We start from the raw sequence: 15,755 nt of genomic DNA on the forward strand, positions 1-15,755 counted from the left end.
TCAGGATGCGCCTGCGCCAAGGGTTCGAGCCATTGTGCGCCTGCTTGCTGGCCTTTGCGAGCCCCGGCCGTGCCAGCAGTCAGTCGTGCCTGTGCTCTTCGATGTTGCGCTCAAGAAAGCGCCACAGCCGCTCGTCTTCGCTGAAGGCCACGTTGAACCGGAGCCAGCCGGTGGGATGCGGGTTGACCAGGAACAGCTGGCCCGGGCCGAGCATGATTCCCTCCGCCGCGGCGCGCCGCGAAAGCTCGGCGCTGTCGGCAATGTCCGGGTGCCGGGCCCACAGGTACATGCCGGCCGCGGCTTCATGGAACAGCTCGAAGCCAAGCCCGTCCAGCCGCCTCGCGACACTGCCTTGCGCCTGCGCGAGCCTGTCGCGCAGGGCCTTGAGATGCTTGCGCCAGCGGCCGTCGGTCACGGTGCCGAAGGCCAGGCGCTCGGTGATGTCGGACGAGGTGAGGCCCGAAACCATCTTGAGCTGCGCCAGCTCTTCGAGCAGCTCCGGCTGGGCGACCACATAGCCGACGCGGATGTTCGGCGAGATGGTCTTCGAGTAGCTGCCCACGTAGACCACGCGGCGCAGTTGCCCCAGGCTGGCGAGCGAGGGGCGCATCGACGCGTCCATCTCGGCGTAGATGTCGTTCTCTACCAGCGTGAAGTCGTGCGTCTGGGCCAGCTGGAGCAGTTGCACCAGTTGCGGCAGCGAAGCCATCGAGCAGGTCGGGCTCTGCAGCCGGGGCTGGGTGAAGAAGGCCTTGGGCCGGTGCACCGCGAGCAGCGCCTCGAGCGCGGGCATGTCGTAGCCCGTTGGGGTGCGCGGCACGCCGATGATCTCCACGCCCAGGAAGCGCAGCATGAACATCAGGTTCGGATAACCCGGGTCGTCCACCAGCACCGAATCGCCCGGCTTGAGCAGGCGGCGCGCGACCAGGTCCAGCGCCTGGCTGGAACCCTGGGTCAGCAGGACCTGCGCGGCCTCGACCACGATCTGCTGCTCCGACAGCGCCTCGGCCGTTGCCATGCGCAGCGCCATGTGGCCGAAGGGCAGGCCGTAGCCGCCGATGTCGGTGCCTTCGGAGGCCAGGTGGCGCAGGCTGCGGCGCATGCCGTCCTCGAACAGCCAGTCGTGTGGCAGCCAGCCGCAGCCGGGCTTGAGCGGGAGGTTGCGGTTCTCGAAGATCTGCTGCAGATACCAGCGGGCGTCGAAGCGGGGGTCCGGGCGGGGCACGCTGGCCGCACCGGCGGCGCTGTCTTCGCTGCGCCGCTTGACGAAGAAGCCCGCGTTGGCGCGCGAGACCAGCAGGCCCTGCGCCACCAGCCGGTCGTAGGCCTCGACCACCGTGAAGACACTGACGCCGTGGGCCGCGGCAAAGGCGCGGATCGACGGCAGCTTGCTGTCGGCCTTGAGCTTCTGGGCGCCTATCAGTCCGCGCAGCCCTTCCACGATCTGGCTTACCAGCGGCGTCGGCTGTTCGGGGCGAAGAATGAGCATCGGGGGTGTCTCCGGCAGTCCGGCCTGCACCATATTGAGGAAAGTATGTACAGGATACAAGACCAGTACAGTCTTCCGGGCGATCACTTCCGGTGTACATGGCTGGATCGAATCGCGCGACCTAGAGTGCCGGGATTCCTTCTTCACAGCACCAAAGCACAGGTCGTACCATGCAACGCGAACCCCACCTCAGCAACGCCGCCCTCATGGCCCGCCGCAACGCGGCCGTCGCCCGCGGCGTCGGCCAGGCCCATGAAATCTTCGTCAGCCGGGCCGCCAACGCCGAACTGTGGGACGTCGAGGGCCGCCGCTACATCGACTTCGCCGGCGGCATCGCGGTGCTCAACACCGGCCACTGCCATCCGGAGATCAGCGCCGCCGTCAAGGCGCAGGTAGATCTTTATTCGCACACCTGCTTCCAGGTGGTGGCCTACGAGCCCTATGTGGAGCTGGCCGAGCGCCTGAATGCACTGGCACCGGGCGCGTTCGCGAAGAAGTCGATCTTCCTGAGCACCGGCGCCGAGGCGGTGGAGAACGCCGTCAAGATCGCCCGCGCCCACACCCGGCGCCCCGGCGTCATTGCCTTCACCGGCGGCTACCACGGCCGCACGATGATGACGCTCGGCCTCACCGGCAAGGTGGCTCCCTACAAGATCGGCTTCGGCCCCTTCCCGGGCGAGGTGTTCCATGCGCTGTACCCGAATGCGCTGCACGGCGTGAGCGTGGACGATGCACTGCATTCGGTCGAGCTGCTGTTCAAGAACGACATCGAGCCCGAGCGCGTGGCGGCCTTCATCCTGGAGCCAGTGCAGGGCGAGGGCGGCTTCTACGTGGCGCCCAACGACTTCGTCGAAGGCCTGCGCGCGCTGGCGGACCGCCACGGCATCCTGATCATTGCCGACGAGGTGCAGACCGGCGCGGGCCGCACCGGCACCTGGTTCGCCAGCGAGCAGTGGCCCGTGGCACCCGACCTGATCACCACCGCCAAGTCGATGGCGGGCGGCTTCCCCATCTCCGGCGTGGTGGGCCGCGCCGAGGTAATGGACGCCCCCGCGCCCGGCGGCCTGGGCGGCACCTATGCCGGCAGCCCCATCGGCTGCGCCGCGGCGCTCGCGGTGCTGAAAGTGTTCGACGACGAGCAACTGCTGGCGCGCAGCCGGGCGCTGGGCGAGCGGCTCACGGCCGGCCTGCGCCGCATCGCGGCCGACGTGCCGGCCATCGGCGACGTGCGCGGGCTCGGCGCCATGGTGGCCGTCGAGCTGTTCGAGCAGGGCGACACGTCGCGCCCCGATGCCGCGCTGACCCGCAAGGTGGTCGCGGAGGCGGCACGGCGCGGGTTAATCCTGCTGTCATGCGGCACCTACGGCAATGTAATTCGCGTACTGGTGCCGCTCACGGCATCCGACTTGCTTGTGGACGAAGGCCTGGCGCTTCTCGCGGACAGCTTCGCCGCACTGCGCTGATCGACAGATCCTTTCCTTAATTCCTCCTCCATGACAGCAGAACCCTTGGTGCGCTTCCAGCGCGTCCAGAAAACCTACGACGGCGAACACCTGGTGGTGCGCCAGCTCGATCTGGACATTCACCGTGGCGAGTTCCTGAGCCTGCTCGGGCCTTCGGGGTCGGGCAAGACCACCACGCTGATGATGCTGGCGGGCTTCGAATCGCCGACCTCGGGCGAGATCCTGCTCGACGGCAAGCAGATCACCGGCACGCCGCCGCACAAGCGGAACTTCGGCATGGTCTTCCAGAACTACGCGCTGTTTCCGCACCTGAGCGTGGGCCAGAACGTGGCCTATCCGCTCACCGTGCGCAAGGTGCCCAAGGACGAGCAGCAGCGCCGCGTGCAGCGCGCGCTCGACATGGTGCAGCTGCGCGGCATGACCGACCGCCTGCCCGGCCAGCTCTCTGGCGGCCAGCAGCAGCGCGTGGCGCTGGCGCGTGCGCTGGTGTTCGAGCCCCAGCTCGTGCTGATGGACGAGCCGCTCGGCGCGCTCGACAAGCAGCTGCGCGAGCACATGCAGATCGAGCTCAAGGACCTGCACCGCCAGCTGGGCGTGACCTTCGTCTACGTGACGCACGACCAGGGCGAGGCGCTCACCATGAGCGACCGCGTGGCGGTGTTCAACGAAGGCGTGATCCAGCAGCTGGACACGGTCGACCGGCTGTACGAGACGCCTTCCAACCGCTTCGTGGCCGGCTTCGTCGGCGACAACACCGTGCTCAAGGGCCAGCTGGGCCAACAGGGCCACAGTGGCGAACACGCCGAGATGAAGCTGCCCGATGGCCGCGTGCTGCACGGGCTCAACGTCAGCGGCGCTGCCGCGGGCGCGACCGTCGAGGCCTGCATCCGCCCCGAGCGGGTGGTGCTGCACCGCAGTCCCCCCGCGCCGCGCGACAACATGCTCGCCGCCCAGGTGGCGCGCGTCATCTACTTCGGCGACCACCTGCGGCTGCTGTGCAGCGTCGGCGGCGACCAGGCCGAAGCCACCGTGAAGCTGCCGCTGAACGGCCTCGAAGGTGCCGCCGCGCCGCAGGCCGGCGAAGCGGTGGTGCTCGAATTTCCGACGGCGCATGCGCGCATCTATGCCTCCTGAATCCGGCTTGTTGTTCCCTCGTTTCCTTTCTTTGCTTTCATCACCCAGGAAGACTTCCACCATGAAAAAGACTCTCCTCGCCTGCACCGTCGCCGCCAGCTTCGCACTGCCGGCCTTTGCCCAGCAGCAGCTCACCGTGGTCAACTTCGGCGGCGCCAACGCCAATGCCCAGAAGAAGGCCTACTACGAGCCCTTCGAGAAGACCGGCACCAAGATCATCCCGGTCGAATACAACGGCGAGCAGGCCAAGATCAAGGCCATGGTCGAGACGAAGAAGGTCACCTGGGACGTGGTCGAGGTCGAGTCGCCCGACGCGGCACGCGGCTGCGACGAGGGCCTGTTCGAGAAGCTCGACTATTCCAAGATCGGCAGCAAGGCAGACTTCCTGCCAGCCGCCGTCACCGACTGCGGCGTGGGCCTCTTCGTGTGGTCGACCGTCATGGCCTACAACGGTGAGAAGCTCAAGACCGCGCCCAGCAGCTGGGCCGATTTCTGGGATGTGAAGAAGATCCCCGGCAAGCGCGGCATGCGCAAGGGCGCGCGCTACAACCTCGAGTTCGCGCTCATGGCCGACGGCGTGAAGCCGGCCGATGTCTACAAGGTGCTCGGCACCAAGGAAGGCGCCGACCGCGCATTCAAGAAGCTCACCGAACTCAAGCCGAACATCCAGTGGTGGGAGGCCGGCGCGCAGCCGCCGCAGTTCCTGGTGGCCGGCGACGTGGTGCTGACCACCGTCTACAACGGCCGCATCGACGCGGCCAACCGCGAAGGCCGCGACCTCAAGATCTACTGGCCGGGCGGCATCTACGACCTCGACTACCTGGTGATCCCGAAGGGCGCGCCGAACAAGGAAGCCTCGCTGAAGTACATCCAGTTCGCGATGCAACCGGCCAACCAGGCGGTCTATGCCCAGAACATCGCCTACGGCCCCACCAACACCAAGGCGCTGACTTCGCTGAGCAGCAAGGTGCTGGCCGACCTGCCGACCTCGTCGACCAACGCCAAGGATGCGCTGCAGTTCAACGTCGGCTTCTGGGCCGACCAGGGCGAGGCGCTCGAGAAGCGCTTCGCATCCTGGGCCACGCAGTAAACGGGCAAACGAGCGAGCGCGAAAGAGTCCATGCACGCGGCAACGTCTGTCCCCCTGGTTCCAGCAGAAGCGCCGCCCGGCGAACTGCGGCGTGCGCTGGCGCGCGCCGAAGCCCGCCGAAAGTGGCGCGCGTTTGCGCTCACGGTGCCGCTGCTGGTGTTTCTGCTGCTGACGCTGCTGGTGCCCATCGTGGCGCTGCTGCAGCGTGCGGTAGAAAACCCCGAGGTGGCCAACGCGCTGCCGCGCACCGTGCGCGCGCTCGACGGCTGGAACCGCAAGGAGGCGCCCGCGCCGGCGGCCTTTGCAGCCATCGCGGCCGATCTCGCCCAGCTGCCCGACAGCTCCGACGCCGGCGCCCTGGCGCGCCGCCTCAACACCGAGATCGCCGGCGCCCGCTCGCTGGTGATGGGCACCTTCCGTGCGCTGCCGATCGCCGGCACGCCGGAAGAGGTCAAGGCGCGCATGCTGGAGCTCGACCCGCGCTGGGGCGAGGCGCCGTACTGGCAGGCGATTGCCAAGAACGGCTCGCGCTGGACGCCCGACTACCTGCTCGCCTCGGTCGACCTGCGGCGCGACGTGGCCGGCGAGGTCGAGCGCATGCCCGCCGACCAGCGCGCCTTTGCCGGCATCCTGCTGCGCACCTTCCAGATCAGCGCCGTCGTCACCTTCTTCTGCCTGCTGCTGGCCTATCCGCTGGCCTGGTGGCTGTCGACGCTGCCGGCGCGCAAGGCCAACGTGCTGATGATCCTGGTGCTGGTGCCGTTCTGGACTTCCATCCTGGTGCGCGTGGCGGCGTGGATCGTGCTGCTGCAGTCCGAGGGGCTGGTCAACCGGGGCCTCATGGGCATCGGCCTGATCGATCATCCGCTGGCGCTGCTGTTCAACCGCACCGGCGTGATCATCGCGATGGTGCACATCCTGCTGCCCTTCATGATCCTGCCGCTGTACAGCGTCATGAAGAGCGTGCCGCCCACCTACCTGCGCGCGGCCGTCTCGCTGGGCAGCTCGCCGCTGGCGGCCTTCTTCCGCGTTTACGTGCCGCAGACCTACCCGGGCATCGGCGCCGGCGCGCTGCTGGTCTTCATCCTGGCGATCGGCTACTACGTGACGCCGGCGCTGCTCGGCGGCGCGGACGACCAGATGCTGAGCTACTACATCGCGCGCTACACCAACGTCGAAATCAACTGGGGCATGGCGTGCGCGCTGGGCTCCGTACTGCTGGTCGCCACGCTGATTCTGTATGCCGTGTACCGCCGCATCGGCAAGGCCGAGCTGAGCCTCGGATGAGCCGCACGAAAAGCCGCACGAAAGACAGACAAGCATGTTGAAGCTTCCCCAATTCCCGGCCTATGCCACCTTCGCCGACAAGCTCGGCTGGTGGCTGGTGCGCGGCGGCTGTGTCGCGGTGCTGGCCTTCTTGCTGGCGCCGATCCTGGTGGTGATTCCGCTGTCGTTCTCCGACAGTTCGTTCCTGGCCTACCCGATTCCCGGCTGGTCGCTGCGGTGGTATCGCAACCTCTTCGAATCGCCCGAGTGGGCACGCGCGGCGCGCAACAGCTTCATCGTCGCGCCGGCCGCCACGGTGCTGGCCACCGTGCTGGGCACGCTGGCGGCGGTGGGGTTGTCGCGCACGAGCTTCGCCTTCAAGGGCCTGCTCATGAGCGTGCTGATCTCGCCGATGGTGGTGCCGATCGTGGTGGTGGGCGTCGCCACGTATCTCTACTTCGCCCCCATCGGCCTGGCCGACACCTACTTCGGGCTGATCGTGGTGCATGCGGCGCTGGGTGCGCCCTTCGTGCTGACCACCGTGCTCGCCACACTGGCCGGCTTCAACCAGAACCTGGTGCGCGCATCGCTGAGCCTGGGGGAGACACCGTTCAGGACCTTCATGCGCGTCACGCTGCCGGTGATTGCGCCGGGCGTGATCTCGGGCGCGCTGTTCGCCTTTGCCACTTCATTCGACGAGGTGGTGGTCACGCTGTTCCTCGCGGGGCCGGACCAGGTCACGCTGCCGCGCCAGATGTTCACCGGCATCCGCGAGAACATCTCGCCCACCATCGCCGCCGTGGCGACGCTGCTGATCATCTTCACCACCACGCTGCTGCTTGCGCTCGAATGGCTGCGCGGCCGGCGGCGTTGAACCCGCACACGCACGATGCCCACCAACACAACACCGAACCAGCCGCTGGGCGGCAACACGATGCCGCGCTTCGCCGGCCCCGGCACGATGATGCGGCTGCCCGCTGCAACGTCTCCGGCAGGGCTGGACGCGGCATTCATCGGCGTGCCGCTGGACATCGGCACTTCCAACCGGCCGGGGGCGCGCTTCGGGCCGCGCCAGATCCGTGCGGAGTCGGCATTGCTGCGGCCCTACAACATGGCCACCGGCGCGGCGCCCTTCGACAAGCTGAACGTGGCCGACCTGGGCGATGTGCCGATCAATACCTATTCGCTCGAAAAATCGATCGACATCATCTCGGACTTCTACGACACGGTGCTGGCCGCCGGCTGCGCGCCGCTGACGCTGGGCGGCGACCACACCATCGCGCTGCCGATCCTGCGCGCATTGGCGCGGAGGCACGGCCCGGTGGCGCTGGTGCATGTGGATGCGCATGCGGACGTGAACGACGACATGTTCGGCGAGCGCATCGCGCACGGCACACCTTTCCGGCGCGCCGTCGAAGAGGGCCTGCTGGCCTGCGACAAGGTCTGGCAGATCGGCCTGCGCGGCACCGGCTATGCGGCGGACGATTTCGACTGGCCGCGTGAACAGGGCTTCACAGTGGTGCAGGCGCACGAGGTCTGGTACCAGTCGCTGGCGCCGCTGATGGCGCAGGTGCGCGAGCGCATCGGGCCGACGCATCCGGTGTACATCAGCTTCGACATCGACGGCATCGACCCCTCGTTCGCCGGTGGCACCGGCACGCCGGAGATCGGTGGCCTTACCGTGCCGCAGGTGCTGGAAATCGTGCGCGGCTGCCGCGGGCTGAACGTGGTGGGCGCCGACCTGGTAGAGGTCAGCCCGCCGTACGACACGAGCGGAAACACTGCGCTGCTCGGGGCCAATCTGCTTTACGAAATGCTCTGCGTGCTTCCGGGCGTACCTTTTCGCTGACACCGGGTGCTTGCACCGGCTACTCACTTCTTTAGAGACAACACGACACCATGGACACGAAGACATCTCCCCTCGCGCTGCTGAACGACCCGACCCTGCTCAAGACCGATGCGCTGATCGCAGGCGAGTGGATTGCGGGCGCGAGCCGCTTCGACGTGAACGACCCGGCCACCGGCCGGAAGCTGGTCGACGTGGCCAACCTCACGCGCACAGACGCCGCGCACGCCATCGCCGCCGCCAACAAGGCGCTTGCCGCCTGGCGCGGCAAGACCGGCAAGGAGCGCAGCATCGTGCTGCGCAAGTGGTTCGATCTGCTGATCGCCAACACCGAAGACCTGGGCCGCCTGATGACCGCCGAGCAGGGCAAGCCTTTTGCCGAAGCCAAGGGCGAGGTTGCCTACGGCGCGAGCTTCATCGAGTGGTTTGCCGAGGAAGCCAAGCGCGTGAACGGCGAGGTGCTGCCGCAGTTCGACAACAACCGCCGCCTGATGGTGATGAAGCAGCCCATCGGCGTGTGCGCGGCGATCACGCCGTGGAATTTTCCGCTGGCCATGATCACCCGCAAGGTGGCGCCGGCACTGGCCGCGGGCTGCACGGTCGTCATCAAGCCGGCCGAACTCACGCCGCTGACCGCGCTGGCCGCTGCGGAGCTGGCCGTGCGGGCCGGCATTCCGGCGGGCGTGCTCAACGTGCTCACGGCCGACAGCCAGAACAGCATCGCGATCGGCAAGGAGCTGTGCGAGAGCGACGTCGTGCGCCACCTGAGCTTCACGGGCTCCACCGAAGTGGGCCGCATCCTGATGAGCCAGTGCGCGCCGACGGTCAAGAAGCTTTCGCTGGAGCTGGGCGGCAACGCGCCTTTCCTGGTGTTCGACGACGCGGATGTGGATTCGGCTGTCGAAGGCGCCATCGCGAGCAAATACCGCAACGCCGGCCAGACCTGCGTGTGCGCCAACCGGCTGTATGTGCAGGAAGGCATCTATGACGCCTTCGTCGAGAAGTTCGCGGCCAAGGTCAGGGCGCTCAAGGTCGGCAACGGCTTCGAGGACGGCGTGACGCAGGGCCCGCTGATCGAGGATGCGGCCATCGACAAGGTGCAGCGCCATGTAGCCGACGCCATCGCCAAGGGCGGCAAGGTGCTGGCGGGCGGCCACAGGATGCAGGGCCAGTTCTTCGAGCCGACCGTGATTGCCGAAGCCACGCCCGACATGCTGTGCGCGCGCGAAGAAACCTTCGGCCCCTTCGCGCCCGTGTTCCGCTTCAAGACCGAGCAGGACGGCATCGACGCGGCAAACAACACCGAGTTCGGCCTCGCGAGCTACTTCTACACACGCGACGTGGGCCGGATCTTTCGCGTGGCGGAAGCGCTGGAATACGGCATGGTCGGCATCAACGCCGGCGTGATCGCCACCGAGCACGTGCCCTTCGGCGGCGTGAAGCAGTCGGGCCTGGGGCGCGAAGGCTCGCACCACGGCATGGACGATTACGTGGAGATCAAGTACCTCTGCCTGGGCGATATCCAGAAATAAGAGGAGGAGGAGGAAGAAGGCGGGGCAAGCCCCGCCCTGCCCTGTCTATCGCGCCAGCACTGGCGCCAAGGCCACGCCGGTGTGCGTGCCAAGCCGCACCACCTCTTCCGGCGGCGCCGCCGCGACGATGCGCCCACCGGCGTTGCCGCCCTCGGGCCCGAGGTCGAGGATCCAGTCGGCCTCGGCGATCAGGTCGAGGTCGTGCTCGATCACCACCACGCTGTGGCCGCCGTTCACCAGCCGGTGCAGCACGTGGATCAGCTTCTCGACGTCGGCCATGTGCAGGCCCACGGTCGGCTCATCGAGCACGTACAGCGTGTGCGGCGCCTTCTGGCCGCGGCGGGTGATGTCGTCGCGCACCTTGCTCAGCTCGGTCACCAGCTTGATGCGCTGCGCTTCGCCGCCCGACAGCGTGGGCGAGGGTTGCCCCAGCGTGAGGTAGCCGAGCCCCACGTCCTTCAGCAGCTGCAGCGGGTGGGCGATGTTGGGCATGCTCGCGAAGAACTCGACGGCCTCGTCGACTTCCATCTTCAGCACGTCGCCGATGCTCTTGCCGCGCCAGCTCACGGCCAGCGTCTCGGGGTTGAAGCGCGCGCCGTGGCACACCTCGCAGGGCACCTTCACGTCGGGCAGGAAGCTCATCTCGATGGTGCGCACGCCCGCACCGTCGCAACCGGGGCAGCGACCTTCGCCGGTGTTGAAGCTGAAGCGCGCCGGGCCGTAGCCGCGCGCCTTGGCTTCGAGCGTGTCGGCGAAGAGCTTGCGGATGGTGTCCCAGAAGCCGATGTAGGTGGCCGGGCAGCTGCGCGGCGTCTTGCCGATGGGCGTCTGGTCGACTTCGAGCACGCGGTCGATGGTCTCGTAGCCCTCGACCTTGCTGCAGCCGGCCCAGGCCGGGCGCTTGCCGGCGGCGTCGGCGTCGCGGCCCGCCTTGGTCATGCGCTGCACCACGATGCCGTGCACGTTGGCCAGCAGCACGTCGCGCGCGAGCGTCGACTTGCCCGAGCCGCTGACGCCCGTGACCACCACCAGGCGGTGCAGCGGCAGCGCGGCGGTCACGTCCTGCAGGTTGTGCAGGTCGGCGCCGTGCACGGTGAGCCATTCGCCGTTGTCCGTGGCCTTGGGGTTGGGCGAAGGCACGAGGCGGCGCGCCTGCAGCGGGTGCTTGATGGCATCGCGCAGGTAGCGGCCGGTCTGCGAATCGCCGGCGTTCTGGATGTCGGCCACCGAGCCCTCGGCCACCAGCCGGCCGCCGCGCTTGCCCGCGCTCGGGCCGATGTCGATGATGTGGTCGGCGCGGCGGATTGTGTCTTCGTCGTGCTCCACCACCACCAGCGTGTTGCCCTTGTCGCCGAGCTTGTGCAGCGCGTCGAGCAGGATCTGGTTGTCGCGCGCGTGCAGGCCGATGGTCGGCTCGTCGAGCACGTAGCACACTCCCTGCAGGTTGCTGCCGAGCTGCGCCGCCAGGCGGATGCGCTGCGCCTCGCCGCCTGAAAGCGTGGGCGCGCCACGGTCGAGCGTGAGGTAGCCCAGGCCCACTTCTTCGAGGAATTCGAGCCGGCTCTTGATCTCGGGCACGAGATCGCGCGCGATCTCCGCTTCGCGGCCCGTGAGCGACAGCCCCTCGAACCACTGCCGCACCTCGGTCACGCTCATGCGCGCCAACTCGGTGATGCCGATGCCGCCCGAGCCGTCGGCCGCGGTGCCGAAGCCCACGGCGCGGGCCGTGGCGTTCAGGCGCGTGCCCTCGCAGGTCGGGCAGACCACGTCGGCCAAGTCCTCGACCTCGGGTTCGGCAAAGGTCTGCTCGCGGCCCTTGTTGTCGTCGGCCAGCACGGAGTCGTCGAACACCTTCCGCTGGTCCTTGCTGAGCTTGACGCCCGTGCCCACGCAATCGGGGCACCAGCCGTGCTTGCTGTTGTAGCTGAACAGGCGCGGGTCGAGTTCGGCGTAGCTGGTGCTGCACACCGGGCAGGCGCGCAGCGTGGAGAACACGTTCACGCGGCCGATGCCGGCGGCGGACACGCCCGCCATCATCGCGGCGCGCAGGCCGTCGAGCTGGCTCAGCACGTGCACAACGCCCTTGCCGTGTTCGAGCGCCTTGGTCAACGCCTCGCGCAGCTCGGTCTCCTTCGATGGCAGCACGTCGAGGCTGGCCACGGGCAGCTCGATGCTGTGCTCCTTGAAGCGGTCGATGCGCGGGAAGCCGGTGGTCGGCAGGAAGTCGCCGTCCACGCGCAGGTGCGTGAAGCCGCGCGGGCGCGCCCAGTCGGCCAGCTCGGTGTACACGCCCTTGCGGTTGCTCACCAGCGGCGCGAGCAGGCCGATGTGCTGGCCCTTGAAGTTGCGCATGAGCTGCGCGGCGATGCTGTCGGGCGTCTGCGGCTGCACGGCCGCGCCGTCGTGAATGCAGTGCTGGATGCCCAGCTTCACGTACAGCAGCCGCAGGAAGTGCCACACCTCGGTGGTGGTGCCCACCGTGCTCTTGCGGCCGCCACGCGACAGGCGCTGCTCGATGGCCACGGTCGGCGGAATGCCGTACACCGCGTCCACCTCGGGCCGGCCTGCCGGCTGCACGATGCTGCGCGCATAGGCGTTGAGCGATTCGAGGTACCGGCGCTGCCCTTCGTTGAAAAGAATGTCGAAGGCCAGCGTCGACTTGCCCGAGCCGCTCACGCCGGTCACCACGCTGAACTTGCCGCGCGGAATGTCGACGCTGAGGTTCTTCAGGTTGTGCTCGCGCGCGTTGACGATCTCGATCGCGTTGCTGCCCGGCGCCGTCTTCGCATTGGCGATGTAGCGGCGCGCGGCGCGCTCGGCCACCTTGTAGGCGTCGGGGCCGATGGCCAATTCATAGTCGGCCAGCGCGGCGCCGGTGAGCGAGGCGCGGTTCTCGCGCAGCTGCTCCGGCGTGCCTTCTGCCACCACCTGGCCACCGCCCTCGCCGCCTTCGGGGCCGAGGTCGATGAGCCAGTCGCTCGCGCGGATCACGTCGAGGTTGTGCTCGATGACGATCAGCGAATGGCCGGCGTCGAGCAGCTTGCGCAGCGCGCGCATCAGCCGCGCGATGTCGTCGAAGTGCAGGCCGGTGGTCGGCTCGTCGAACAGGAAGAGCGTGCCCTTGCGCGCCACCGACTGCTTGCTCGAGGTCGCGCTCTTGGCGGCCTCGGCCAGGAAACCCGCGAGCTTCAGGCGCTGCGCCTCGCCGCCGCTCAGCGTGGGCACGGGCTGGCCGAGCTTGACGTAGTCCAGGCCCACGTCGGAAATCGGCTGCAGCACGCGCAGCACGTCGCGGTCGGCCTCGAACACGGTGGCCGCTTCGGCCACGGTGAGGTCGAGCACGTCGGCCACGTTGTAGCTCTTGCCCTTGCGCTCCACGCGTACTTCGAGGATTTCGGGGCGGTAGCGCTTGCCGTCGCAATCGGGGCAGCGAAGGTACACGTCGGACAGGAACTGCATCTCGACGTGCTCGAAGCCCGAGCCGCCGCAGGTCGGGCAGCGCCCGTCGCCGGAGTTGAAGCTGAACTTGCTCGCGGTGTAGCCGCGCTGGCGCGACAGCGCCGCGGTGGCGAATATTTCGCGGATGGCGTCCCACGCGCCCACGTAGCTCGCGGGGTTGGAACGCGCGGTCTTGCCGATGGGCGACTGGTCGACGAACACCACGTCGCCCAGGTGGTCGGCGCCGAGCATGCGGTCGTGCGCGCCGGGCGTTTCGGTGGCCTTGCCGAAGTGGCGCATCAGCGCAGGCGCCAGCACGTCCTGGATCAGCGTGGACTTGCCCGAGCCGCTGACGCCGGTGACGCACACCAGGCGCGCCAGCGGGAACTCGACCGCGATGTTCTTGAGGTTGTGCTCGCGCACGCCTTCGAGAATGAGGCGGTGCGTGTTCTCGCTCACGAGCCGCTTGAAGCCCATGCCGATCTTCTTGCGCCCGCCCAGGTACTGGCCGGTGAGCGTGTCGGCGTCGCGCAGCTGGTCGGTGGTGCCGTCGAACACGATCTGCCCGCCGCGCGCGCCGGGGCCGGGGCCCATGTCGATCACACGGTCGGCGGCGAGCATCACGGCCGGGTCGTGCTCGACCACCACCAGCGTGTTGCCGGCGTCGCGCAGGCGCAGCATGGCCTCGGTGATGCGGTTCATGTCGCGCGGGTGCAGGCCGATGCTGGGCTCGTCGAGCACGAAGAGCGTATTGACCAGCGAGGTGCCAAGCGCCGTCGTGAGGTTGATGCGCTGCACTTCGCCGCCGCTCAGCGTGCGGCTCTGGCGGTCGAGCGTGAGGTAGCCGATGCCGACGTCGTGCAGGTAGCGCAGGCGCGTGGTGATTTCTTCGAACAGCAGCTTCAGCGCCTGCGTTTCGCCTTCGCTCACCGTGTGGCCGTTGCCGTGATGCTCGACGCGGTCGAAGAGCCTGCGCAGCCGCTCGATGGGCAGCAGCATCAGGTCGTGCAGGCACAGGCCCGGCAGGGCTTCGAGCTGCGCGCGCGTCCACTTGGCGCCCGTGGGCATGAAGCGCTTTTCGGGCGGCAGCACCGCGTCGGCGTCTTCCTTGCTGCCGATGCGCCACAGCAGGCTGTCGAGCTTCAGGCGCGCGCCGCTGCAGGTGGGGCACGGCGTGTAGCTGCGGTATTTGGACAAGAGCACGCGGATGTGCATCTTGTAGGCCTTGCTCTCCAGGTAGCCGAAGAAGCGCCGCACGCCGTACCACTGCTTGTTCCAGTTGCCTTCCTTGTAGTTGGGCGTGCCTTCGATCACCCAGTGCTTCTGCTCGTCGGTGAGCTTGTTCCAGGGGGTGTCGCGCGGAATGCCGGCGGTTTCGGCATGGCGCATGAGGTCGTCCTGCGCTTCCTTCCAGGCGGGCGTCTGGATGGTCTTGATGGCGCCGGCTCGCAGCGTGAGCTTGTCGTTCGGAATCACCAGGCCCAGGTCGACGCCGATCACGCGGCCAAAGCCGCGGCAGGTTTCGCAGGCGCCCACGGCCGAGTTGAACGAGAACATCGACGGGATGGGGTCGGCGTAGCGGATGTCGCTCTCGGGGCAGTGCAGGCCGGTGGAGAACTTCCACACATCGGTCGGTGCGTTTTCCTCTGAACCGGTGGCATGCACGGTGACGCGCCCGCTGCCGCGCTTGAGCGCCACCTCGATGGCCTCGACCACGCGCGAGCGCTCGGCGCTCGAGGCGCGGAAGCGGTCGGCCACCACGTCGAGCACCTTGCGCGGCCCGGTGGGCGTGGCCACCTCGCGCTCGGCCTGCACGCGCGTGAAGCCGCTGGCCGACAGCCACTGCGTGACTTCCTCGGCCGTGGTGCTCGCGGGCAGCTCAACCGGAAAGGTGACCACGAGGCGCGGATCTCCCGCCGCGGCCGCGCGCTCGACGATCTGCGCGTAGATGCTGTCGGGCGAATCGTGGCGCACCGGCAGCGCGGTTTCGCGGTCGAACAGGTTGGCCGCGCGCGCGAAGAGCAGCTTCAGGTGGTCGTTCAGCTCGGTCATCGTGCCGACCGTGGAGCGCGAGGAGCGCACCGGGTTGGTCTGGTCGATGGCGATGGCGGGCGGCACGCCCTCCACCTTGTCGACGGCCGGCTTGTCCATGCGGTCCAGGAACTGGCGGGCGTAGGCGGAGAAGGTCTCCACGTAGCGCCGCTGGCCTTCGGCGTAGAGGGTGTCGAAAACGAGGCTGGACTTGCCCGAGCCGCTGGGCCCGGTGACCACCGTCATCTCGCCGGTGCGGATGTCGAGGTCGAGGTTCTGGAGGTTGTGCTGGCGCGCGCCGCGAATCCGGATGGAGCCCTGTGTCATGAGTGCCTTGGGGGGTGGGGCAAACATTCTAGGGAGTGCTCCATGACGGGTTTGCGCACTGCGTCACAAGGTCGGTGGCCGCGCAGGGGTTTGTCCGGATGGAGTTTCAGACACTTTCAGAAACAAATACGACATTTGT

9 protein-coding genes are annotated in these 15,755 nt (G+C 68.0%); 7 read left to right on the forward strand and 2 right to left on the reverse strand.

The genetic code is table 11. The features are described from left to right. Nucleotides 1–79: 79 nt before the first annotated feature. Entirely contained in the window at nt 80–1,489 is a 1,410-nt protein-coding gene (locus BLV60_RS18495; protein ID WP_093056784.1) for an aminotransferase-like domain-containing protein, read from the reverse strand. A gap of 170 nt (nt 1,490–1,659) precedes the next feature. Between BLV60_RS18495 and gabT the strand changes: the two genes are divergently transcribed. From gabT to BLV60_RS18530, 7 genes are all read left to right on the forward strand, one after another. Continuing rightward, nucleotides 1,660–2,952 carry a 4-aminobutyrate--2-oxoglutarate transaminase gene (gene gabT / locus BLV60_RS18500; protein WP_093056721.1) on the forward strand — a complete coding sequence of 431 codons (1,293 nt, stop codon included), beginning with the start codon at nt 1,660–1,662 and terminating at the stop codon, nt 2,950–2,952. A 30-nt stretch (nt 2,953–2,982) separates the two neighbouring features. Then, nucleotides 2,983–4,086: an ABC transporter ATP-binding protein gene (locus BLV60_RS18505; protein ID WP_093056722.1), complete on the forward strand. Its 1,104-nt coding sequence runs from the start codon at nt 2,983–2,985 to the stop codon at nt 4,084–4,086. A gap of 61 nt (nt 4,087–4,147) precedes the next feature. Next, on the forward strand, nt 4,148–5,176 hold the full coding sequence (locus BLV60_RS18510; RefSeq protein WP_093056723.1) for an ABC transporter substrate-binding protein: 1,029 nt from the start codon (nt 4,148–4,150) through the stop codon (nt 5,174–5,176). A 30-nt stretch (nt 5,177–5,206) separates the two neighbouring features. Further along, nucleotides 5,207–6,463 carry an ABC transporter permease gene (locus BLV60_RS18515; protein ID WP_093056724.1) on the forward strand — a complete coding sequence of 419 codons (1,257 nt, stop codon included), beginning with the start codon at nt 5,207–5,209 and terminating at the stop codon, nt 6,461–6,463. A 34-nt stretch (nt 6,464–6,497) separates the two neighbouring features. After that, a complete protein-coding gene (locus BLV60_RS18520) occupies nt 6,498–7,316 on the forward strand; it encodes an ABC transporter permease (RefSeq protein WP_093056725.1) in 819 nt (272 codons plus the stop codon). A 15-nt stretch (nt 7,317–7,331) separates the two neighbouring features. Beyond that, complete coding sequence (gene speB / locus BLV60_RS18525; protein ID WP_093056726.1) at nt 7,332–8,291, forward strand: agmatinase; 960 nt, start codon at nt 7,332–7,334, stop codon at nt 8,289–8,291. Nucleotides 8,292–8,341: 50 nt separating this feature from the next. Continuing rightward, complete coding sequence (locus tag BLV60_RS18530) at nt 8,342–9,820, forward strand: NAD-dependent succinate-semialdehyde dehydrogenase (RefSeq protein ID WP_093056727.1); 1,479 nt, start codon at nt 8,342–8,344, stop codon at nt 9,818–9,820. A 45-nt stretch (nt 9,821–9,865) separates the two neighbouring features. On the opposite strand, the gene uvrA is transcribed toward BLV60_RS18530, so the two are convergent. After that, on the reverse strand, nt 9,866–15,616 hold the full coding sequence (gene uvrA, locus BLV60_RS18535; RefSeq protein ID WP_093056728.1) for an excinuclease ABC subunit UvrA: 5,751 nt from the start codon (nt 15,614–15,616) through the stop codon (nt 9,866–9,868). Between the last annotated feature and the right edge of the window lie 139 nt (nt 15,617–15,755).

This window comes from Variovorax sp. YR634 (genome assembly GCF_900106655.1).
Lineage (GTDB): Bacteria > Pseudomonadota > Gammaproteobacteria > Burkholderiales > Burkholderiaceae_C > Variovorax.

Bases quoted from the DNA above. Each gene is read 5' to 3' on its own strand.
- BLV60_RS18515 (WP_093056724.1), top strand. From the start codon at position 5,207: ATGCACGCGGCAACGTCTGTCCCCCTGGTTCCAGCAGAAGCGCCGCCC.
- BLV60_RS18530 (WP_093056727.1), top strand. From the start codon at position 8,342: ATGGACACGAAGACATCTCCCCTCGCGCTGCTGAACGACCCGACCCTG.
- BLV60_RS18505 (WP_093056722.1), top strand. From the start codon at position 2,983: ATGACAGCAGAACCCTTGGTGCGCTTCCAGCGCGTCCAGAAAACCTAC.
- uvrA (WP_093056728.1), bottom strand. From the start codon at position 15,616: ATGACACAGGGCTCCATCCGGATTCGCGGCGCGCGCCAGCACAACCTC.
- BLV60_RS18510 (WP_093056723.1), top strand. From the start codon at position 4,148: ATGAAAAAGACTCTCCTCGCCTGCACCGTCGCCGCCAGCTTCGCACTG.
- BLV60_RS18520 (WP_093056725.1), top strand. From the start codon at position 6,498: ATGTTGAAGCTTCCCCAATTCCCGGCCTATGCCACCTTCGCCGACAAG.
- speB (WP_093056726.1), top strand. From the start codon at position 7,332: ATGCCCACCAACACAACACCGAACCAGCCGCTGGGCGGCAACACGATG.
- BLV60_RS18495 (WP_093056784.1), bottom strand. From the start codon at position 1,489: ATGCTCATTCTTCGCCCCGAACAGCCGACGCCGCTGGTAAGCCAGATC.
- gabT (WP_093056721.1), top strand. From the start codon at position 1,660: ATGCAACGCGAACCCCACCTCAGCAACGCCGCCCTCATGGCCCGCCGC.